The sequence below is a fragment of the Mycoplasma sp. 10961 genome (genome assembly GCF_055523525.1).
In genome coordinates, this window is the sequence record NZ_JBVFVD010000001.1 from 759,747 (window position 1) to 782,057 (window position 22,311).

Below are 22,311 nucleotides of genomic sequence, written 5' to 3' on the forward strand. Positions count from 1 at the left end.
TTCTCCTTAATGATTATATTTTGTTATTTTAATTTTTAAAGCTTGTTAATTTAGGCCTGTAATATAAATTTTTCTATCCTATTTTAAACTGCCAAGTATTTTTAATAATTTATACTTATATTTGAAATAAACTAGAATTTAATTTTTTAATATAACAAAGCTAAAAATAGGTTATAAAACTTATTTAGTTTACAACAATTAAAACATAGTTAATCAATAAAACCACCTGAAAAAAACTTTTAAAATTAAATTGCTATCTAATTATACAGCATTACAAAAAAAGGTTAATTTTATGTCTAATAATAAGCTAGCGTGTTTTGTTGGTTTATGAGTTCTTTTGACTCTATTTTAATAAAACTATATAAAACGTAGGGATATATATTATCTGCACCAATTATATATAATGAATTAAAGGATTACTTTTTAAATTATTCCGTAAAGCACTTTATATTCTTTCATTATATTTTGCATGCTTTTACCAATATTCCATATAAAATTTGAGCCACTTTACATCAGACAGGGAACAAATATTAAAGTTTTAACTATATATTTGTTCCCTGTCTATTTCTATTCACCTTTTTTTAGTATTAAACAAATTCTAATAAAAAGAAAAATCAGCAGAAGAAATATAGTAACTTATAAATTACTGTTTAATAATTTTAATTTTTCCAATTTTCTAAACAATATACCATATATTACAGTATTTTTTACACTAACAAGATTTTTAACATTTTTCTTGGTATATATATATATATATATATAATTGTAGTTATATACATAAACTTAATCTTTTTTAAAATTAAATTTATTAAAAAGAAATTCATTATGGAGGTAAATATAATGAAATTACGTAATTTTATACTGATAACTACAAACTTAGTAGCCATAACAACTTTTTCTACTGTTTCATGCGGTAAGCAAGTTGAAAAACCAATTGATCCTGCTGAAACTGTTGCAAAAGCATTCAAAACAACCTATGCTTCAGTTTTAAACAAAACTGAAGACAATGTAACTTTAGATGATGAAGCACAAGTAACCCAAGCTTTAAGTACATATAATAATTTAGACACAAATGCTAAAACTAAATTAAGTAGCAAAAAAGAATTATTAGATAAATTAGATGCTAAAATTAAGCAATTAAAAGCGGAAAATTCTGGCAGAAATAATACTGAACCAAATCCACCAGTACAAGATCCTGCAAGAGACAATGGAAACCACAACCAAAATACTGGAACAGGTAATGGCACAGAACAAACTGGTCCTGATATAAAACCAAAAGATCCAAATAATACTCAAGAAGACCCAAAAGAAGAAAATGTACCTTCTAATCCAGGAACTAGTGATCCTGCACCAACAGACCCAACTAAGGAACCAACTAATGGTAACCAAGAATCTCCTAAGACCGAACCCAACCCTACACCTACCCCAAAAGATCCAGTAACAGAAGAACCCGGAAACGGCGGAAAACAACCAAATGAAGAAAATCCAAACAATGGTGCTGATAACGGATCTAATTTAGAAGATCCTAAAGATCCAAATAATTCACAACCAGGCGATAATAAAGAACAAAATCAAAACCAAACACCATCAGATAAACCAAATCCACCATCCGATGAGGCCGTTCCAGGCGACAGTGAAAACAGCCAAAATACTGGAACAGGTAATGGATCTGAACAACCAAGGGATAGTGCTGAACAAAAAACTCCTAACAGTGAAACACCTCAAGAAAATTCTAATATAGAAGAAACTAAAGATTCAAAGAACAAAGAGGAGAAAAATACTACAGATACACAAAATAATGAAACAACTCAAAACCCTGTTAAAAGCGATACAGATGAATCTCAAATTCCACCAACAGAACCAAAAAAAGAATTGCAAGAACAACAAATGAAAATAACTAATTTAGTAGTGTATAGGGATACTTATTATAGAGATTATTTATTTTTTGTACTAACTGTAACAAAAGACTTATGGCTCAAACTAGAAAAAAGTAATTTTAAGATTGCAATAGAACCTGAGTCTAACAGATCCAAAGTATATGATGATACAACAAGTCTAAATCCAAAAGAAAAGTTAAATGAAAATGGTGGAAACGTAACTTTTAGAATTTTTCTCGACTACCCTGGGTTAAGAGAAGGTAGTTTGTTAACCCCAGGAAATTGGATAATAACACAACTAAGTGACACAAATGAACCTGGCTATAATCTTCTTAATAAAGAGTATAAATTTGCTATAGATCAAAACAAAAATATTAAAATGATAAATAACTAAAAATAAATATTTTTAGTTAAGAAATAGAATTATAATTTAAAAGATTCCTAATTTAACTTAGGAATCTTTTAAATTATAAATTCAACCTTATTATTTTCCTATAAATAATGCTTAGCAAACTCTTGAATAAATCACCTTAATACTTTATCCCTAAAATCTTTTGCCGTTTCACCACTTTCATTTGTAATTGCGTGAAATTGAACATTATAATTCTTTTTAATTAAAAATACTTCTCAAATTCATGAAGGATCTGGTCGGTATTGGTCAGGTTCATTGTAGTTGAAATTAGGTACAGCATATGAAAAGATCGTATTAATTGTTACTTGATTATTATTATATATTGGGATTATAAATCCACCTCTCGGGGTTTTAATATTATTAGATTGCATTTTTATATAAATGTCATTAGTTTTCAAAACTTCATAAGCATCTTGGTTATTTAAATATAATTCTTCGAATAATTTTTTAATCTTACTACTATCATTATATTCTTGAGATTTATTAAGTTCTTTAAACCTTTCTATAATATAAGTGTCAAAATCTTCTTTAGTAGTTATCCGAGCAAAATCAGCTGCACGTCATTTTTGTTGTTTAATATCTTCTAAATAAGGTGGGTAAATACTAAAAAAAGTAATATTAAATGTGTCAATACCTTTTTGTCTATATTGCTCTTTAATTGTTTTTTGATCTTCTTCTAATCATTCTTTAGGAGCAAAAACAGCAACTCTTGTGAAATCATTATATTTTGGGAAAATCTCGTCGTACATTTCCTGAATTTGGTTTTTATAATATTCTTCAGAAAATAATGATGTACATGAAAATGTCGTTAGTGGGGTTAAACAAGATGCTAAAACAACCAGAAATTTTTTAATCATTTTCATTTCTCGCCACATGAGTTACTGCAATTAAATCATCTATAGAATTAGAATCTGGATAGTAACCAGGTTTAGTAATGCTATATCTATAAATCCCTGAATCAATCACTTTATATTCAATTAATTCATCGTTTGTCAGTCTTTCTTTTACTTCTCTGATAATATGCCAAGTACCATCGCTTGCAAGTTTTTCAAGTCTTAAATCATAGTTAGTAACTAAATTATTATAACTTCGATTCTTAACACCAACTAAACTTAGTTGATTTTCATTTTTGTGTTCACTATCTCACTTTTGTTCGGCAGCAGATCAAGTAGGAGAAAATCAAGATAAAAATGAATTTCATCAATTTCTTGCTCATGGTCTAGATTCTTTTTGGTTCAAAATTCCAGCATTAAACATTCAAGAACTTGATATTTTAATCTTTTGACCTTTTTCTAACTGTATTTGTTTGCTTGTAAAGACATGGTCTTTATATTTTGATAAATTAGAAGTAACAACAGAATAATTATTGGCAGCGTCTAGCATTGCTTTAAAATAAACTATGCCAGATCCAAATTTTTGTTCATAACCACTTGTTTTATATTTTAAATCTGATCTTTGCGGAGTAACGCCTGATGCTGATAAAATAGCTTTAACAATCGGAACCCTAAAATTACTATTTCTAATATCATGCCTATATTTCATTAAATTAGAAATAAGACCTGTTACGACCGGAGCTGCATAACTTGTTCCATCATAGTAAGCATTAGTATTATAAACAGGATTATAAAATAATGCGGGTGCTACCACTAAGGGTTTAGAAAGATTGAGTAAATCCTCCCTTAATTTATAGTTTGAATAATAAGCAACCGAGTTATATTTTACATATTTCTTAGTTGCATAATTTGATAGTGCTCCAACGACTACACTATTAAGTGATAATTTCTTATCAGCTATTAAATGTTTACCATTTGTTCCGTTATTTCCTGCGGAAAAAACATTTATTACACCATACTTACGTGATATATAATCTAAAAAATAGGCATTTTCATTGTAACCATTAAAATATTTTTCGTTTTCTATTGTATTGCCGGTTTTGTTAACATACGACATTCAAGGTCCATAACTATGGTTAATTAACTTTATACAATCATTTTTGACCATTTTTTCTATAGTGGACATTCATTGGTTGTCATCTATCATTGAGTATAAATATACTTTAGAAGACCTGTCAATTCCATACTGCCCTGCAGCAATCATAGATACCATTGTTGAATGTGTTTTTGATTCGGGATCATAATTATTAGTAAACTCATTTAATTCAATACCATTTCTAAAATATTCTTTATATTTACTATCAAAGGGATAGGCCCATGATTCAACAATTCCTATTTTGTTAACATAGGAATTGTTTAGATGGTCTTTAGCATTCACAATATCTGCATTCTTCAACACATCCAACTTGTATTGTTCAAAATTAGCATCAATTCCATATCCACCATAAACATATACATTTCTTTTTGGGGAAGTAGAACTAGAAACCATTCTTTCAAAATCATGAATAACACGAGCTTCATTATTTTGAATATTATTTTTAAAAACTATAAATTTAAAAATCTGATTTCAGTCCTTTATGATGCTGACAAAATTTTCCCTATCATTTTCTGACTCAAAAAAGAATCACACTACTGGCATCATTGTCAAAGAGTTAAAAGATTTATATCTTAATTTATTTTTGTTAACCTTCTCAATAAACTCATTATTAAATTTATTTATAAAATACTCATTATCGGTTTCAAATCCAGGGTTTAAAAGTAGTTTTAGTTCAAAATTATTATTAATTGGTTTTATTTCTAAATCGCCATTATTCTCAACTCTAATAACTGACTGATTCCTTACTTTAAATTTATTACTTTCTAAATTTTCGTATCAAATCGTATTTGAAACCGCTTTTTTTACAGTTGGTGTAACAAAGAAAGGTGTTAAGCTAGCTATACTTATTAAAGTTAAAGAAAAAATTTTCATTTTCTTTGTCATAAATATCTCTTTATTTATTATTTAAAAGTTTTCAATATTTTTTTGTTTTACACTATAAATAACATAATAGATGTTTCTAAAAAACAATATAAAGGTATTTAATATATACCCATTACAATATTACCACAAAAAAATTTTTTATGCAATTATTTTAATATAACAGTATTTTTCTTAAAATGGTAATGATACTAAGCCACGAATATGCCAGTATTAAAAAACTTCCTTTTACAAGGAAGTAGACAGGGAAAAAATATTCGGACAAAATCCGAATATTTTTAATATAAAGAAAAAGAGGTAGTTATGAGACATTTAAAGACTAAAGAATGAATCAAAATTTTTGACTTATACGATAAATATTTGAACCTGGGAATAACCAAGTCAGAATTTGAAAATTTATGTTTTGATATCAGAAAAGTATACTGAAATAAAGAATCAATGAGAAATATGTTAAAGAAAAGAAAACTGTATAATTTAAATATGAACATAGAATCACAAAGCGGTAAATCACCTAAGAAAGATAAAGGTGTTGGGAGAAAGAAAAAGAAAGTTCTCGATTATACATGAATTGATACTCTTAAAGATGATGAAAAAGATGCAGTTATAAAATACTACTATCGAATTTTTAATGAAAATAATATTGATGCAGATATCTCAAAGATAAAGAAAATCAAGAATCTTTCACATACTAAAAAATCTAAAATGATATGTGTTTCAAGATCTACATATTACGAGAAATTGAAAGATAACAACAAGACTAAAGAACTAAAGGTTAAACACAAAGAAATAATTTTTCAAAGTTTTGTCGAAAATAAAGAAAGGTATGGACGAAGGAGACTTGCTAAATATATTTTCCAAGAATATAATATTCAAATAAATCCTAGAACCCTAGGAAATTATATGAAAAAGCTTAATTTGAAAACATTTGTTAGACAAAAACGTAAAACCAAGGAATCTAAAAATACTAGTATTAAAATACCTGATTTAGTAAAAAGAGATTATAATTCAAGCAACAATAATATATATGCAACAGACGTGACCTATATACCAGCACCAAAAGATATTGAACAGAATCATATTTATTTATCTGCAATTATTGATCATAAAACTAAGTTTGTGACCTATGAATTATCACTTAGAAATGATACTGAACTAATTTTGAATAATATCACCAATACAAAATTCAAAAATAATTTTATTTTACATTCTGACCATGGATCTGCTTATTCTTCGCTTGAATATACTAAGAAAATAAAATCACTAAAAGGTAAAATATCAATGTCAAGAATTGGTAATAGTCTTGACAATCGTGAAATTGAGTATTTCTTCTCAATTCTTAAAAGTGAAATTTTCCCAAATTTTGATCAAACCTGTAAAAGACTTACTTTTATTGAATTATCACAAAAAATCAAAGAATTTATAAACTGATATAATTATAAAAGAATAAGATAAAAAAACCTTCCCAAAGCATTCCGTTTGGCTTAGCCAAATGGTATGGTTGGGGAAGGTAAAACCGTCCGAAAAAAATTTCCCAGTTTAAAGTTTTTGTATAAATTATTCTTCAATAACTGTCCCGCCAGCTTTTTCCACAGCTGCGCGAGCTGAATTGCTAGCTTTTTGTACTGTTATAGTTACTTTTTTAGTTAGTTGACCATTTCCTAATAATTTAATTGGTAAACATCTTTTTACAAGACCAACTTCAAATAATGATTCAACGGTAATTGTTGCATTATTTTCAAATCTTTCTTCAATATCTTTTAAATTAACCACTTGGTATTCTACGTGATTTACGTTGGTAAACCCACGTTTTCCAATACGACGGAATCATGGAGTTTGCCCACCTTCAAATCCTAATCTATGACCTTTACGCTTGTTTTGTCCTGATTGCCCTTTACCAGCTTGTTTCCCTTTACCAGCTGCATGCCCACGACCTTTACGGTGTTTTTCAGGTCTTGAACCTTCAGTGAATTTTAGATTATGTAATTTAACTGCCATAATTATTTTTTAAGTTCCTTTACATCTTTATCTCTAATCTCTGCAATTTGTTCAGGTGTTCTTAAGGTTAAAAGAGCTTTAACAGTTGCTTTAACAACATTAGCTTTTGAACGTGAACCATATGTTTTAGTAACGATGTCAGTATACCCAGCAAGTTCAACAACAGCACGAACTGTCCCTGAAGCAATAAGCCCTTTCCCTTTAGACGCAGGTTTTAAGATAACTCTTGAAGATAAGAATTTAGCATTTACTTCATGAGGAATTGTTCCAGTTTTTTCATTTAATGGAACTGCCACCAAATGGTTTCTAGCATCTTTAATAGCTTTTTTGATTGCATCTGGAACTTCGTTTGCTTTACCATGTCCAAATCCAACACTACCTTTTTTATTTCCGATAACTACAAATGCTGAAAAACTAAATCTTCTTCCACCTTTAACAACTTTAGTAACACGAGCAACATCAATTAATTTTTCACTGTATTCAGATTCGACTCTTGGTGCACGGTTCTTTGAAAATGTTTTTCTTCTTGGACTAAATTCTCTTTTTTGGTTTTGGTTTTCACCGTCTTTTTTAGGTCCAGGTTTTTGATCACGGTTAAATGGAGCTCTAGGTGCTCTTTTAGCAAAAACCTCTTTAGTTCCTGTTTTAGGTTGTGTGTTATTTACTTTGGTTTCTTTTTCTGCGTTCATAATTAGAAATTAACTCCTTTTTCTCTAACTGCATCTGCAAATGCTTTAACACGTCCATGGAAAATATATCCTCCACGGTCAAACACAACTTCAGAAATTTTTAATTTGTTAATTTTTTCACCCATTAAAGCGCCTAATTTTGCTGCTGCTGCAACATTCCCGCCATATTCAGGGAAAACTAAAGTTGAAGCGCTTGCTAAGGTAACTCCCTGAATATCATCGATTAATTGAGCATATAAGTTTTGGTGTGATTTGAAAACGTTAAGACGAGGTTTAGCAGCTGTTCCTTTAATGTAGTAACGGCTACGGTTATGTTTTTGTTTTCTAGCTTGATTTCTTGATAATTTTGCCATAATTTTAACCTATTAAGCTTCTTATTTTTTAGAAGCTGTTTTCCCTTCTTTACGTCTGATTTGTTCACCTTTATAAGAAATACCTTTACCTGAATAAACACTTGGTCTTCTAACATTACGAACTAATGAAGCAAAGTGGCCAACACTTTGTTTATTAATTCCTTCAACTGCTACTTCAGTTGGTTTCGCAACTGTAACTTTAACATCTGATGGAACATTTAAAGTAACGTTGTGGCTGTAACCAGCAGAAATTACTAACTGAGATCCAGTTAAAACTGCCTTATATCCAACCCCTTTAATTTCTAAATCTTTACGAAATCCTTTTGAAACTCCTAAGATCATGTTTGAGATATGAGAGTTTGTTGTACCATGTAATTGTTTGGTAGTTTTTTGCTCGTTAGCACGAACTGTTCTAACTTCATTATTTTCAACAATAACTGAGATTAATGGACTAAATTCTCTGGTTAGTGTTCCTAATGTTCCTTTTACAGTAACTTTAGAACCTTCAACAGTAACTGTTGTTCCAGCAGGAATTGCTAGAACACGATTTCCAACACGAGACATTTAATTACCTATCAAATGTAAGCAATGATTTCACCACCTACATTTTCCTTTCTGGCTTCTGCTCCAGTCATTAATCCTTTTGATGTTGAGATAATTACGGTACCATAACCTGATAAAATAGCTGGAATTTCGTCTGATTTAACATAAACTCTTAAACCAGGTTTTGATACTCTTTTAATACCAACGATGGCTGATTGATTTTTCTTGTATTTTAAAGTTATTACTAATGATTTATTAACTCCTTCACCTTCAACAGAATATGAAGAAATGTACCCTTCTCTTTCGATTAATTTAACGATAGCTTCTTTTTTAACTGAATAAGGAACTGAAAGTGATTTATGTTTTCTAGCATTTGCGTTTTTAACACGAACAACTAAATCTGAAATCGGATCTGTTATAAACATAATTATCAACTCGCTTTCTTCACACCAGGAATTTTACCTTCGTGTGCTAAATTTCTAAAACATACACGGCAAATTTTAAATTTTCTTAAAACCGCATGTGGACGACCACATAATTCGCAACGTGTGTAAGCACGGGTAGAAAATTTTGGATGACGTTTTGCTTTTTCGATTAATGCTTTTCTTGCCATTATTTAGCTCCTTTTTTCTCGAATGGTACACCAAGAAGTTCTAATAAGCTTCTTGCTTCATCATCAGTATTTGCACTTGTAACAATTAATACATCTAATCCCTTAATACGACGAATTTTGTCAAATTCGATTTCAGGGAAAATAATTTGTTCTTTAATACCTAAAGCAAAGTTTCCTCTACCATCAAATGCTTTAGGGTTAACACCACGAAAATCACGCACACGTGGCAATGCAATGTTAATTAATTTTTCTAAGAACTCTCACATTCTTTCTCTACGTAGGGTAACTTTCCCTCCCATAGGCATACCTTCACGTAATTTTCATGAAGCGTTTGATTTTTTGGCTTTAGTTTCAAATGGTTTTTGACTTGAAATTAAAGTTAATTCATTTAATACTTCTTCAATAGCCTTTGAATTTGATACTTCTTTACCAGCAGTCATATTTAAGACAACTTTTTCAATTCTTGGAACTTGCATTAATGATGAGTAGTTGTATTTTTCTTTAAGAGCAGGAACAGCTTTTTCTAAATATTTTTGTTTTAACATAATTTACTAAATTTCCTTCTGAGTTTTTCTTACAACTCTCACTTTTTTACCATCTGCATTTACTCTGTATCCAAGTTTTGAGAATTGATTACCTTTTGATTTTGAAGCTTTTTTAACTAAGTATGCAACATTTGAAGCATGAATTGGAGCAGCTATTTCTGTAATTGAACCATCTTGGTTTTGTTGCGTTGGCTTGTTGTGTTTTTTAACAATGTTAACATCTTTAACCACAACTCTTTGTGATTCATGTAATACTTTTTCAATTGTTCCGATTTTTCCTTTTTCTTTACCGGCAATAACTATAACTTCATCATTTTTCTTAAATTTAATTTTAGCCATAATTTCCTCCTATAAAACTTCTGGTGCTAATGAAACAATTTTTGGGAATTTTTCACGTAATTCACGTGCCACGGGACCAAACACACGTGTTCCACGTGGTGTTAAATCTTCTTTAAGTATTACAACTGCATTGTCATCAAAACGAATGTATGTACCATTGTTACGGTGAATTCCGTATGATGAACGCACAACAACTGCTTTAACAACTTGCCCTTCTTTTACCATTCCAGTAGGAATAGCTTTTTTAACTGAACATACAATAATATCACCAATGTTAGCTGTTTTCTTTTTAGATCCACCTAAAACACGAATAATACCAATTTCTTTTGCGCCTGAATTATCAGCAACTTTAGCTCTTGATAGTTCGTGTAACACTATTCATTACCTGCTTTTGAGATTGATACTAATCTAAATCGTTTAGTTTTAGAAAGTGGTCTAGTTTCCATGATGACAACAATATCATTTAATTTAGCACTTTGATTCTCATCGTGTACAGCAAATCTTTTAGTTGATTTAAAACGTTTTGAATATAATGGGTGTTTTTTGTATGTATCGACTGCTACAATAATTGTTTTAGCTGATTTACCAGCTGAAACAACAGTTCCTGTTAATGTTTTTCTTGCGTTTCTAATCATTATTTAGCTCCTTTAATTTCATTTAAAGCAGTAAGGGCTTTTGCTATGTTGGTTCTTAATTCTTTAATTTTGTGGGTTTCTTTTAAATCACCAATTGAATTTTTGTATTTTAAGGAGAATAATTCTGCTTTAAGTTCTAAAACTAAAGTTTCTAATTCTTCAACTGATTTCTTTTTTAAATCTGCGTAAGACATATTTTAATTATCTCCTTTTTGTACTATTTTTCATTTAACTGGTAATTTGTGTCCTGCTAGACGCAATGCATCACGAGCAACTTCTTCAGAAACTCCACTTACTTCAAACATCATTGTGTTTACTTTAACTGCTGTATATCATAATTCTGGTGCACCTTTACCTGATCCCATACGTACACCAATTGGCTTAGAAGTTTTTGAGAAGTGTGGGAAAATTCTAATGATAACATCTCCTTCACGTCCCATTCTACGAGTTGCAGCAATACGTGCTGACTCAATTTGACGAGCTGTTACTCAAGCTGATGTTACAGCTTGAAGCCCAAATTCACCGAAAACCACAGTATTGCCTTTAGTTGCTTTTCTTTTATCATGTTTCACTAAAAATGGTTTTCTATATTTAGTTCTTTTAGGTTGTAACATTATTTATCACCTCCTAAAATTTCTCCAAGTGAAATTCATACCTTAACACCAATAGCACCATATGTTGTACGTGCTGTTGCTGTTGCATAATCAACATCTTGTCTTAAAGTATGTAATTTCATTTCTCCTTCAGAATAACCTTCTGAACGTGCCATATCAACACCATTTAAACGACCGCTTACCATGGTTTTGATACCTTTAGCTCCTGACTTCATTGCTAATCTAATAGCAATCTTTTGAGCTGAACGGAAGCTTTCACGATTTTCTAACTTAGTAGCAATCATTTCTGCTAATAATCTTGCATTTAAATCAGGTTGTTTTAATTCAATAACTTGTAAGTTAAATTTAGCTTGTCTGTTTTTAAGGAATTTTTGTAATTGTAAGGTTAATTCTTGAATATTTTTACCTTCTTGACCTAAAATAGCTGCTGGTTTTGTGGTGTGTAATAAAACTGTAATTTTATTATCTTTGCTTCTTCTAACTTGAACCTTACCTAATTGGTATTGACGTACTAATTTATCAAAGAATTTATAAATTTTAGCATCTTCTACTAATAAGTTTCCAAAGTTTGCTTTATCAGCAAATCAAGTAGAATTATGTTTTTTAGTAACTCCGTAACGGAATCCATTAGGATTAACTTTTTGTCCCATTAGTTTCTCTCCTCTAGTACAATTGATAAATTAGATGTACGTTTAAAAATTGAATAAGCATTCCCGCGACTTCTTGGTTGAAATCTTTTTAAGGTTGGACCTTCATTTACATAAACTTCTTTTACGTATAGTTTTGATGCATCCATTCCGTGGTTGTTTGTTGCATTTGCAATTGCTGAGTTTAATAATTTAATGAATATTTTAGAAGATTTTTTAGCTGTGTTGTATAAGATACCAAGAGCTAAATCAACGTTTTTTCCTCTAAATAAGTTAGCAACTAATTTAGCTTTTGAAACACTAACTCTTTGTAGCTTAACGTGTGCTTTTGCTTGTTGTCTTGCCATTATTTTTTCTTACCTTTATCTGCACCATGTCCAGAGAAAGTTCTAGTTGGTGAAAATTCACCTAATTTATGTCCAACCATATCATCTGTAACATATACTTCATTAAATTGTTTTCCATTGTGAACTGCAAAAGTTAAACCAACAAAACTTGGGAAAATTGTTGAACGTCTTGATCATGTTTTAATTGGCTTTTTAGGTGCCTTGCCTTCAACAATAGCATCAACTTTTTTTAATAAGTGGTCATCGGCAAATGGGCCTTTTTTCAAACTACGAGCCATTATTTAGCATCCTTTCTTCTTCTTACGATAAGTTTATTTGAAGATTTCTTAGTTTTTCTAGTTTTAACACCAAGAGCTTTTTTACCTCATGGAGTAAGAGGAGCTTTACGACCAACTGGTTGTTTTCCTTCCCCTCCTCCGTGTGGGTGGTCTACAGGGTTCATAACTGAACCACGAACTGTAGGTCTAATTCCTTTATGTCTGTTAATTCCAGCTTTACCAACATTAACAAGCAAGTGTTCTTCATTTCCAACAACACCTATTGTTGCACGGCAACGTGCTAATACACGACGAGTTTCTCCTGATTTTAATTTTAAGACAACGTATTTTCCGTCATCATCTTTACCTAGGATTTGTGCAGAAACTCCAGCACTACGCGCAATAATTCCTCCACCTCCAGGTTGCATTTCAATGTTGTGCACAAATGTTCCTTCAGGGATAAATGTTAATGGTAATGCATTACCTACCATAATATCTGCTTTTTCACCTGAATATACAACTTGTCCTACTTTAATGCCTTTTGGAGCTAAGATGTATCTTTTTTCTCCATCTGCATATGCTAATAAACAAATGTTTGCTGATCTATTTGGATCATATTCAATTGTTTTAACAATAGCAGGAATATTATCTTTATTACGTTTGAAATCTACTAATCTGTAGAATCTTTTAACACGTCCTCCATGATGTCTAACAGTAATTTTACCTTGGTTATTACGACCAGCATTATTTTTTAAATTAACTAATAATGATTTTTCTGGTGCATGACCTGATAAATTTTGTCTAAAATCTAGAGAAGACATATTTCTACGACCGTTAGTAGTTGGCTTATGATATTTCATTGCCATATTTATGTTCTCCTTTGCTTAAAAATAGTTGCGGATCTTTCTTTTAAGCATTAAATTCCGCTTAACTTTAATCTAATATTTATAATATTGTATTCTAACAATATTTGGGCAAAATCTTATTCTCCACCCACTTTACGTTTTTGTACTGGTTTAGCTTTAGTTGTTGGTTGTTTTGTAGCTACTGTTTTTTTAGCAGCTAATTTTTTAGCAACTTTTGCTTCAACGTCTGAAGCTTTTTTAGCTTTTTGTTCTTTTCTAGCAGTTTCTTCTTCGCTTACAACTTTAGCAGCATCATTGCTTGAAGGTAAGTAATTTAATGTTCCTTCAGATAAAGTTACTAATGCTTTTTTGTAGCGAGTTGTAAATCCACTGAAACGACCAACTTTTTTAGGTTTTTTGTCAACTTTAATAGTGTTTACTGATTCAACTTTTACTTGGAAAATTGTTTCAACAGCTTCTTTAATTTGGAACTTATTAGCAGCATAATCTACTTTAAAAACATAAACAGGTTTTTTATCGTTTGATCTTAATCTATCTGTTTTTTCAGTAAGAATAGGTGATTTAATAATTCTCGTTAATTCCATAATTATCTACCTCTTTGTTTTAAGATTTCTAAACTTTCGTTTGAAACAATCATAATATCTGCACCAATTAAGTTTTCAACTGTTATTGAGTTAGCCTTAACAACATTAACATTTTGTAAGTTTTGTGCTGATTTGTAAACAAGTCTATTTTCATTAACTACTAAAATGTGTTTTAGGTGATTTACTTTAAAACCTTCTAACTTTTTAACTAAATCTTGTGTTTTAATTCTTTCTAATGCTAAATCATCTACCAATACAGCTTTATCTTGAGCTAATAATGTTAAAGCAGATACAAATGCTGCATATTTAACTTTCTTATTAACTTTCAATGAGTAATTTTTGTTTGCTTGAGGACCAAAGGCTCTCCCTCCACCAACTCAAATTGGTGAACGTCTTGAGCTGTGACGAGCACGGCCAGTTCCTTTTTGTCTTCATGGTTTTTTACCACTACCAGATACTTCAGCACGGTTTTTAACTTGATGAGTACCTTGTCTTCTTGAAGCTCTTTCAGATAAAATAGAATCGAAAATCGCTTGTTCATAAATTTTTTCACTTCCAAATAAGTTTAATGGTAATTTAGCCGAAAATTCAACTTTTTTAACATTAAGGTCTTTTTGAATTGAAACTTTAGTTGTTTTTGGTTTTGGAGATTCATTTTTAACAACTGGTTTTGCAGCAGGTTTAACTGTTTTAGCTGTTGAAGTTTTAACAGCTGGTTTTTTAACTGCAGGTTTTGCACTTGTTTTTGGTTTGGTTTGCGTTTTTTTAGTTTCAGCCATTATTTGTCTCCTTTTTCAGCCGCTTCTTTAATTAATGCTTCAAGTTCATCTGAATGCATTCCAACTTTAACTTCAATACCAAACTTTTTAGCTTGTTCAACTAATTCATTCATTTTAACAACTTCGGCAACATCAACAAGTTTAACTTGTTCACGGTTTGGCAATCCTTTAACAGCTTGTTTTACTACTACAAATGATTTTTTTGGTCCAGGGATTGAACCTTTAATTAAAAGTAAATTGTTTTCAACATCTACTTTAATTACTTCTAAGTTTTGAACTGTGGTTTTAACATGTCCAAGGTGTCCAGGCATTGTCATGCCCTTGAAAACTCTGTTTCCAGATATATCTCCAAGAGATCCTGTTTGTCTTACTGGTTGTGAACCACCACCACCACCGTGTGATTTAGGTCCAATGTGTTGATTATGTCTTTTAATTGTTCCAGCAAAGCCCTTTCCTTTTGAAACACCTGTCACGTCTACTAATTCACCAGCTGCAAAAATATCAGCTTTTATTAATTGTCCAAGTTCGTATCCTGACATTTCACGAACTTCTTTTACGTAGCGCTTAGGTGTTGTATTTGCTTTTGAAAAATGACCTTTTTCAGGTTTATTTGATCTGCTGTCTTTTTTATCAAATGATGCTAATTGAGTTGCAACATAACCATTTTTGTCATTTGTTAACACTTTAGATACAACATTTGGTTGTACTTCTATCACAGTAACAGGTATTCTAGTTCCTTGTTCACTGAAGATTTGAGTCATACCAATCTTACGTCCTAAGATTCCTTTCATTTAATTCTCCTTATTTTTGTTTATTTTGTTTCTTTAACATGAATTCCTACACCAACAGGCAATTCTAATCTTTGAAGTTTATCAACTGTTTTAGCATTAGCATCGCTAATAACAATTAATCTTTGGTGTGTTCTGCTTTCAAATTGTTCACGTGATTTTTTATTAACGTGCACTGATCTTAAAATTGTGATTTCTTGGTATTTTGTAGGCAATGGAATTGGCCCGCTAACTTTAGCACCTTCTTCTTTAGCAGCTAAGTAAACTTTTTTAGCAGCTTGGTCTACAGTAACGTGGTCAAATCCTTTGATTTTAATATTTAATTTGCTCATGTGTTGTTTCCTCCGTTCTATATGTTAATGAACATAACTCCCTATAAAAACTTAACACAACCTCAACAACTTATGTTATGTTAACAACCTTATAGTTCACTGTTATAGTTGCCTATCTATTATAATAAAAAAAAAGAAAAAATAAATTTTTTTCCTATTTTATTTTTTGATAACTGTTTTTGGTGTATCGGGGCCTAGAATTGCTTCTCAATTCAGTACGTTAAGACTTGTTCTGGAACATATTCAAAGCCTTTTTCAATGATTTCTTGTCCTTTTAATAGAATCATAGTTGGAACCTTTAAAACTCTTCATTTGGTGGTTGGATCTCTTAATAATTGAGCTTCTTCAGCATCAACATTAATAAAGGTAATTTCACTGCGATCACTAAATTTTTCAGCTAAATTGTCAAAGGTTCTTTTCATCATTTTACAATCACCACATCATTCAGCAGTAAATGTAAGGAAAGTTAAATCATGTTTTGCTGTATTATTAATGTAATTTTCAGCATCTTTTCAAAGCATTTTCTTAAACATCTTATTCTCCTTTGTTAATTGGTGATATTTCATCTAATCAATGAATTTCACCTTGCTTTGGTTTAATTATACTACTTTCAGAATTTTCAATAACATTAATTTTTGGTGTTTTTTCTTCTAAAATTTCACCTTTTTCAAATGGATTAGTTTGAAAAATTGAATCAGATAAATCAAGTTCTAAACTTAATTCATCATGTACATTGTTATTTGTTTGTATTTGTATAAGTTCTAAGTTTTCAGTATTTTCATTATCTAAAAACTCTTTTAAATAGTCTTGTAATGGATGAGAATCTAATTCCTTTAAAAGTGTTTTTAGTTTACCATCCTTTAATCTAAAATTAATGATTTTGGATTCTAAGAAAATTAAAAACTCATAAAACATTTTGGTTTGTTTTGAATAAGTATAAAACTTTTTAGAATTTGTTAACATTATTCTTTCATTTAATAATGATAAATTAAAAGCAAAAATAACTTTATTTTTTGTTTTAATTCGTAAAATTGGAAAAAATAAGAGCTTGATTAAATATAGAGTAATCAAAATAATACAAACTAAAGCTAAAATATACGAAAATGAAATTACATATAGTAAGTTCAAAATTGAATCAAATAAAAACCCAATATTATTACTTATTAAATAATGATTAGTTAAATTTTCAATAATTGTTGAATTTGAATTAATAAACCCCACATTATAAAATTTATCCCATCATCCGTATAAATAAATATTTTGAAACTTATCATAATTAAAATCAAATTCTTTAAGATTTACATTAACAAAATGTAAAACCAAATGATAAATTAACAAAATTAAAACAAAACTTACAAAGATAAGTTTAAATAATTGTTTTTTAAAATTTCACCATGAAACTTTAAAACGTTTATTTAACCAAGCAAAACATTTATTTTCAAGTCGTTTATTAAATAGTTTTACAAACAAAATTATAAGCCATAAAATTAAAACAAACCATATAGAACCACCAAACAATAGTCCGTAACTAAAAATATAAAAAACTTTAAATTCATAACTTGGTGATAAAAACACAAAAGAAATTGAGCATAAAAAACTAAAAGTTCATAACAATAAACTTAAAAACAGGTATAAAAGTTCTTTTTTAGGAGCTTTTCGTGTAAAGTTTAGTTCTTTCTCAACAAAACTTATCTTTAATAATTTATAAAATTTGCTTAATTTCATTTTATACCGGAACTAGTGTTAAGGCAACAAGCGGATCTTTATCAGTTAATTTAAAAATTTTCTTACGAATCGTTTTACGAATTTTCTCATTTACTTCGTACATTGAGGTGTAAACCCGATTAGATAGTAAATCAATAAAAACCTGCTTAATTAAATCATTTAACCAATTCACTTTATTTTCATCAATTACACCAATGCTTTTTATATTTAAATAGCTGACAATTTGTCGAGTTTTAGGATTATATTGAGCATTAATAATAATCACTCCTTCTCGTCCTAATACTTCTCGCTCAGCGATAACTTCAGAGGAGATATCACCAACTCCAAATCCATCAACAATAACGTCTTTTACTTCTTTAATTTTTGCATTTTGCGAAAATTTAATCCCGCCTTGAAAATGTAATACTTTTCCATTTAAAAGTACAATTGATTTAGTTTTGCTATTTTCAATACCATCAACTACATCAGCACAATCAGTTAAATATCTAAATAGACCTTGGGATGGCAAAAAATAATCAGGTTGTAAATATTTTACTAAACTAACAATGTCTTCGCGAAATGGACGACAATAAAAATAATTTTGATCAGGAATTTCAATTACGTGTGGTGTAATTCTGGCTATTTCATCAAGAATATAACTAACCTTTGATTCTAAACCATTGACCATTGGAGTATTCATAATAAAATGATCATTTTTTTTGAAACTTAAATATAAATCCTCGCCAGCAACAGTTTTTAAAAGTCTGTTATATAACCTTTCTGGTGAACCAGTTACTAAAATTACCACATTGTTGTATTTTTCAATCTCACGATAATCAATAATTGTTGGTAATTTCATAGCATCTTGTTGATTGACAGTTAGCCTTTGCATTGTTTCAAGTAATGTCCAATAATTTTTACCATATACAGCAACAGGCCTTTTATATTTTAAAGCTAGGTTTAAAATATTATGTAAACTAACCATATCCTCACTAAAAGCTCCAAAAATAATTCTTTGGTCTTTGCGAGCTCTTCTGAAAGTATTTGTAATACTTTCAGGTAAACTAAAACGCTCATATGCTTTACCAGCATAATTTGTTTTACCAGCATCTGATACTAATGCCCTCACTTTACGACCTGAAAATAGTTTTGGTAAATGTAAAAATCATGATTTACCAAAAAGACCTAAATCTCCTTCTAAATAATTAAACATAAAGACATAATCTCCAGTTTTTGTGATAAAACTAAAACCAAGGTTGCCTGGCACACTTCCAGATAATGCAATTGGCTGTACATAAATTCTACCTATTTTAGTTTTTTTAGTGATTATAATAATTTTATAACTACTTGGTTTGATATTGTATTTTTCAAGGCGATCAATAATAATATCTTTACTAAATTCTGAAGTATAAATTTTTAAACCTGGCACTTTCATTAATAATCAAGGAAGTGCCGAAAAACTTTCATTTCTAACATCAGTGATAAAAACACCTTTGATATATTTTTTGTTTTTTTCTAAATATTCAAAATTAGGGATAATTGTATCAATACCATTCTCTGCATTAACAGGTATTTTCACACCACTATTAACTAAATATAAATCTTCATTATAAGCAAAAACATAGCTGTTTTTACCATTTTCATCTTGCCCCCCAAGGGCAAAGATTCTCACATTCTCCATGTTTGCTCCTTTTTTTATTATTATTAAATAATTTAAATTAAATGTCTAAATAAATGTAAATATTTATTATTTTTTATTATAACATATGTTCAATAATTCATGCAACAAAACCTTTGAGTAAACTGATGAATATTTAAATAGTTTTTATATTGAAACATAAATCAAGTATTAGTAATTTTATTTAACGAAAAATAACGAGTGCAACCTCGTTATTTTGAAAATTAATTTTAAGTTGTTTGCTTTTGTTTTTCACTTTCTTCAATTTCCTGTATAGTACGTAAATTAACTGTTTGTGTTTCTTTTGAAGCATTAAATTTAAGTACTTTACCTTCTAATGGAAGTTCTATAGTTTCTTTATTTGTTTGTATAATCACTTTATCTATATAAAAATCACGGTTGTAATTACGTTTATTTGGTCCATTAAGGTCAGTTGAAAAGTTTATTTTAGTATCATTATTTATAAAATTAGAATTGTGTCTATTAAAATTTAAAGTGAAATAAGTAATATTGTCTTTTGTATTCATAACTCTTATGTTAGCATCAGGTCTATTATGAAAGCGGCTCATAAAGTTTTGACCACTAAATACAATATTAAAATCTCTACCACTGCCCCCTGGTTGCACAAATAGTTCTAATTTATTATCATTACCAGCAATATTTAGTTTATTTTCTTCTTTCTTACCTTCTTCAAGTCTTAGTTTATCCCAAAGTTCTTTTAGTTTTTTGTTAACTTCCTGTAACTTAGCTAAATTAGCATTTTCACTTAATTCAGATTTTAATTGTGCTAATTCTGTATTATTAGCAAAATTGTCATCAACTATTTTAGCAATTCTGCTAAATTCAGAATTTAGCTCTGTTTCTTTTTTCTTTAATAATTCTTTTAGTTCATTAATTGCTTGAATTACTTCAGAACTAGAAGAATTATCTGAAATTTTAGCAGTAATTGTTTTAATTTGTGCATTATTTTCACCATAAGTAGCTTTTGCTTCTTCTAAAGTCTTATTGTAATTAGAATCAAGAATAATTCTATTAATCTTTTGAGTAGCATTTGCTAACTCAGCTGATGTTGGATTGGTAGGAAGCAGATTTTTAATTTGCACAACTTTAGCTTTATCTTCTTCATCTAAGGTTTCAGAATCATTTAGGGATTTATTATAATCTTCTTTTATATTAACTAAAGCCTTAATTTTGTCTAATACTGATTCAAAATCAGCAGTTGTGGGATTAGTAGGTAATGAATCGATAATTGATTTAAGCTCAGGATGATTTAAACCATAATAATCTTGTGCTTTTTGTTTTTGTTTATTATAATCATCTTTTACTAAAATATCTTTAAGTTTATTAATTGCATTTTGTAATTCTGATGAACTTGGATTAGTTGTTGGAACTTGTGCTTTAATTTCTTCAATTTTGGTTTTATCTTCTTGGATTAAATTGGTATTTTCACTAGCTTGCTTAACTAATTTATTATATTCAGAATTTAATAAAATGTTTTTGATTTTGCCCTCAGCCTGAATTCAATCATTTGAGGTTGGATTTTCAGGTAAACCATCTTTAATTTCATTAACTTTTTGCGTATCAGCTTCATCTAAAACTTCAAGTGCTTGTTTTAAAATTTTGTCATATTCTGATTTTGCATTAACAATTACATTAATCTTTTGAGTAGCATTTGCTAACTCAGCTGATGTTGGATTGGTAGGAAGCAGATTTTTAATTTGCACAACTTTAGCTTTATCTTCTTCATCTAAAGTTTCAGAATCATTTAGAGATTTATTATAATCTTCTTTTATATTAACTAAAGCCTTAATTTTGTCTAATACTGATTCAAAATCAGCAGTTGTGGGATTTGTAGGTAATGAATCGATAATTGATTTAAGTTCAGGATGATTTAAACCATAATAATCTTGTGCTTTTTGTTTTTGTTTATTATAATCATCTTTTACTAAAATATCTTTAAGTTTATTAATTGCATTTTGTAATTCTGATGAACTTGGATTAGTTGTTGGAACTTGTGCTTTAATTTCTTCAATTTTGGTTTTATCTTCTTGGATTAAATTGGTATTTTCACTAGCTTGCTTAACTAATTTATTATATTCAGAATTTAATAAAATATTTTTAATTTTACCCTCAGCCTGAATTCAATCATTTGAGGTTGGATTTTCAGGTAAACCATCTTTAATTTCATTAACTTTTTTCTTATCAACTTCATCTAAAACTTCAAGTGCTTGTTTTAAAATTTTGTCATATTCTGATTTTGCATTAACAATTCTATTAATCTTTTGAGTAGCATTTGCTAACTCAGCTGATGTTGGATTGGTAGGAAGCAGATTTTTAATAGTTTGAAATTCATAATTATTTTCACCTAAAACATTTATAGCATTTTCAAATGCTTTATCATAAGATGTCTTAGCAATATTATATTCCTCTTGAGCTTTAGCGAGAATTAGGTTATTGATTTTATTTATAGCTGTTTGTAAATCAATTGCATTTGGATTTTCTGGTAATTCATTTTTAATAACTTGAATTTCTGAGTTTTGAGAACCTAATTTCTCATTTGCTGTACTCAATAAAGAGTCATATTCATTAGTTAATGAAACAATTCTTTCTTTTTCTCTTTGTTGCTCTGGAGTATCTTTAGTAGGTTTATTTAAAATACCTAACGTAACTCCAGCAATAACTGTACTAGTTGCAAATATCGAACCAACAGTTATTAAAAGTAATTTCGTTTTCATAAATATTCCTTTGTGTATTTAAATTTGCATTAAAATAAGTTTTATTTTGATGCAAAAAAATTATACTCCAAACCAAAAAAAAAAAAAACGTAAATATTTAAAGAAATT

At 29.2% G+C, this 22,311-nt stretch carries 27 protein-coding genes and 1 pseudogene; 2 read left to right on the forward strand and 26 right to left on the reverse strand.

Annotation, left to right across the window (positions count from 1 at the left end):
• Positions 1-840 precede the first annotated feature (840 nt).
• A complete protein-coding gene (locus AC0B4T_RS03220; protein ID WP_465103112.1) occupies positions 841-2,271 on the forward strand; it encodes a hypothetical protein in 1,431 nt (476 codons plus the stop codon).
• A 98-nt stretch (positions 2,272-2,369) separates the two neighbouring features.
• Here the strand turns inward: AC0B4T_RS03220 and AC0B4T_RS03225 are convergent, their stop codons facing one another.
• Both AC0B4T_RS03225 and AC0B4T_RS03230 read right to left on the reverse strand, forming a co-directional pair.
• A complete protein-coding gene (locus AC0B4T_RS03225; protein WP_465103113.1) occupies positions 2,370-3,152 on the reverse strand; it encodes a hypothetical protein in 783 nt (260 codons plus the stop codon).
• Positions 3,139-5,163 carry a S8 family serine peptidase gene (locus AC0B4T_RS03230; RefSeq protein ID WP_465103114.1) on the reverse strand — a complete coding sequence of 675 codons (2,025 nt, stop codon included), beginning with the start codon at positions 5,161-5,163 and terminating at the stop codon, positions 3,139-3,141. The genes AC0B4T_RS03225 and AC0B4T_RS03230 overlap by 14 nt, the downstream gene beginning before the upstream one ends.
• Before the next feature lie 300 nt (positions 5,164-5,463).
• Here AC0B4T_RS03230 and AC0B4T_RS03235 point away from each other — a divergent pair, with 300 nt between their 5' ends.
• A complete protein-coding gene (locus AC0B4T_RS03235; protein ID WP_465102979.1) occupies positions 5,464-6,612 on the forward strand; it encodes an IS3 family transposase in 1,149 nt (382 codons plus the stop codon).
• 102 nt (positions 6,613-6,714) lie between these two features.
• On the opposite strand, the gene rplO is transcribed toward AC0B4T_RS03235, so the two are convergent.
• The 24 genes and pseudogenes from rplO to AC0B4T_RS03355 all read right to left on the reverse strand — a co-directional run bounded on the left by rplO (position 6,715) and on the right by AC0B4T_RS03355 (position 22,203).
• Complete coding sequence (gene rplO / locus AC0B4T_RS03240; RefSeq protein ID WP_465103115.1) at positions 6,715-7,155, reverse strand: 50S ribosomal protein L15; 441 nt, start codon at positions 7,153-7,155, stop codon at positions 6,715-6,717.
• 2 nt (positions 7,156-7,157) lie between these two features.
• Complete coding sequence (rpsE, locus tag AC0B4T_RS03245) at positions 7,158-7,844, reverse strand: 30S ribosomal protein S5 (protein WP_465103116.1); 687 nt, start codon at positions 7,842-7,844, stop codon at positions 7,158-7,160.
• A gap of 2 nt (positions 7,845-7,846) precedes the next feature.
• Entirely contained in the window at positions 7,847-8,197 is a 351-nt protein-coding gene (gene rplR, locus AC0B4T_RS03250; protein WP_465103117.1) for a 50S ribosomal protein L18, read from the reverse strand.
• A 21-nt stretch (positions 8,198-8,218) separates the two neighbouring features.
• Positions 8,219-8,761: a 50S ribosomal protein L6 gene (gene rplF, locus AC0B4T_RS03255; RefSeq protein WP_465103118.1), complete on the reverse strand. Its 543-nt coding sequence runs from the start codon at positions 8,759-8,761 to the stop codon at positions 8,219-8,221.
• Positions 8,762-8,769: 8 nt separating this feature from the next.
• Positions 8,770-9,165: a 30S ribosomal protein S8 gene (rpsH, locus tag AC0B4T_RS03260; RefSeq protein WP_465101303.1), complete on the reverse strand. Its 396-nt coding sequence runs from the start codon at positions 9,163-9,165 to the stop codon at positions 8,770-8,772.
• 2 nt (positions 9,166-9,167) lie between these two features.
• The gene (locus tag AC0B4T_RS03265) at positions 9,168-9,353 is read right to left on the reverse strand and encodes a type Z 30S ribosomal protein S14 (RefSeq protein WP_465101302.1); all 186 of its coding nucleotides are present in this window, start codon (positions 9,351-9,353) and stop codon (positions 9,168-9,170) included.
• Positions 9,353-9,898 (reverse strand): 50S ribosomal protein L5, encoded by a 546-nt coding sequence (gene rplE, locus AC0B4T_RS03270; protein WP_465102162.1) that lies wholly within the window; start codon positions 9,896-9,898, stop codon positions 9,353-9,355. Before rplE ends, AC0B4T_RS03265 begins: the two co-directional genes overlap by 1 nt.
• A 6-nt stretch (positions 9,899-9,904) precedes the next feature.
• Positions 9,905-10,237 (reverse strand): 50S ribosomal protein L24, encoded by a 333-nt coding sequence (gene rplX, locus AC0B4T_RS03275; RefSeq protein ID WP_465101300.1) that lies wholly within the window; start codon positions 10,235-10,237, stop codon positions 9,905-9,907.
• A gap of 9 nt (positions 10,238-10,246) precedes the next feature.
• Positions 10,247-10,612 carry a 50S ribosomal protein L14 gene (gene rplN, locus AC0B4T_RS03280; protein ID WP_465103119.1) on the reverse strand — a complete coding sequence of 122 codons (366 nt, stop codon included), beginning with the start codon at positions 10,610-10,612 and terminating at the stop codon, positions 10,247-10,249.
• Positions 10,612-10,872 (reverse strand): 30S ribosomal protein S17, encoded by a 261-nt coding sequence (gene rpsQ, locus AC0B4T_RS03285; protein WP_465101298.1) that lies wholly within the window; start codon positions 10,870-10,872, stop codon positions 10,612-10,614. Before rpsQ ends, rplN begins: the two co-directional genes overlap by 1 nt.
• Entirely contained in the window at positions 10,872-11,066 is a 195-nt protein-coding gene (gene rpmC / locus AC0B4T_RS03290) for a 50S ribosomal protein L29 (protein ID WP_465101297.1), read from the reverse strand. The genes rpsQ and rpmC overlap by 1 nt, the downstream gene beginning before the upstream one ends.
• A gap of 3 nt (positions 11,067-11,069) precedes the next feature.
• Positions 11,070-11,486 carry a 50S ribosomal protein L16 gene (rplP, locus tag AC0B4T_RS03295; protein WP_099309247.1) on the reverse strand — a complete coding sequence of 139 codons (417 nt, stop codon included), beginning with the start codon at positions 11,484-11,486 and terminating at the stop codon, positions 11,070-11,072.
• Positions 11,486-12,136, reverse strand: coding sequence for a 30S ribosomal protein S3 (rpsC, locus tag AC0B4T_RS03300; RefSeq protein ID WP_465101295.1), 651 nt, complete (start codon positions 12,134-12,136; stop codon positions 11,486-11,488). Before rpsC ends, rplP begins: the two co-directional genes overlap by 1 nt.
• Positions 12,136-12,480 carry a 50S ribosomal protein L22 gene (rplV, locus tag AC0B4T_RS03305; RefSeq protein WP_465101294.1) on the reverse strand — a complete coding sequence of 115 codons (345 nt, stop codon included), beginning with the start codon at positions 12,478-12,480 and terminating at the stop codon, positions 12,136-12,138. The genes rpsC and rplV overlap by 1 nt, the downstream gene beginning before the upstream one ends.
• Positions 12,480-12,758 carry a 30S ribosomal protein S19 gene (gene rpsS / locus AC0B4T_RS03310; protein WP_099309244.1) on the reverse strand — a complete coding sequence of 93 codons (279 nt, stop codon included), beginning with the start codon at positions 12,756-12,758 and terminating at the stop codon, positions 12,480-12,482. Before rpsS ends, rplV begins: the two co-directional genes overlap by 1 nt.
• Positions 12,758-13,603 (reverse strand): 50S ribosomal protein L2, encoded by an 846-nt coding sequence (gene rplB / locus AC0B4T_RS03315; protein ID WP_465101293.1) that lies wholly within the window; start codon positions 13,601-13,603, stop codon positions 12,758-12,760. The genes rpsS and rplB overlap by 1 nt, the downstream gene beginning before the upstream one ends.
• Before the next feature lie 116 nt (positions 13,604-13,719).
• On the reverse strand, positions 13,720-14,187 hold the full coding sequence (rplW, locus tag AC0B4T_RS03320) for a 50S ribosomal protein L23 (protein ID WP_465103120.1): 468 nt from the start codon (positions 14,185-14,187) through the stop codon (positions 13,720-13,722).
• Positions 14,188-14,189: 2 nt separating this feature from the next.
• Positions 14,190-14,966, reverse strand: coding sequence for a 50S ribosomal protein L4 (rplD, locus tag AC0B4T_RS03325; protein ID WP_465103121.1), 777 nt, complete (start codon positions 14,964-14,966; stop codon positions 14,190-14,192).
• A 131-nt stretch (positions 14,967-15,097) separates the two neighbouring features.
• Positions 15,098-15,757 (reverse strand): annotated as a pseudogene (rplC, locus tag AC0B4T_RS03330) (50S ribosomal protein L3); the annotation flags it as partial.
• Positions 15,758-15,777: 20 nt separating this feature from the next.
• Positions 15,778-16,086: a 30S ribosomal protein S10 gene (gene rpsJ, locus AC0B4T_RS03335; RefSeq protein ID WP_465101290.1), complete on the reverse strand. Its 309-nt coding sequence runs from the start codon at positions 16,084-16,086 to the stop codon at positions 15,778-15,780.
• A 194-nt stretch (positions 16,087-16,280) separates the two neighbouring features.
• Complete coding sequence (locus AC0B4T_RS03340) at positions 16,281-16,619, reverse strand: thioredoxin family protein (protein ID WP_465101289.1); 339 nt, start codon at positions 16,617-16,619, stop codon at positions 16,281-16,283.
• A 1-nt stretch (position 16,620) separates the two neighbouring features.
• Complete coding sequence (locus AC0B4T_RS03345) at positions 16,621-17,811, reverse strand: hypothetical protein (protein WP_465103122.1); 1,191 nt, start codon at positions 17,809-17,811, stop codon at positions 16,621-16,623.
• A gap of 1 nt (position 17,812) precedes the next feature.
• The gene (locus AC0B4T_RS03350; protein ID WP_465103123.1) at positions 17,813-19,471 is read right to left on the reverse strand and encodes a ribonuclease J; all 1,659 of its coding nucleotides are present in this window, start codon (positions 19,469-19,471) and stop codon (positions 17,813-17,815) included.
• 227 nt (positions 19,472-19,698) lie between these two features.
• Entirely contained in the window at positions 19,699-22,203 is a 2,505-nt protein-coding gene (locus AC0B4T_RS03355) for a hypothetical protein (protein ID WP_465103124.1), read from the reverse strand.
• Positions 22,204-22,311 lie beyond the last annotated feature (108 nt).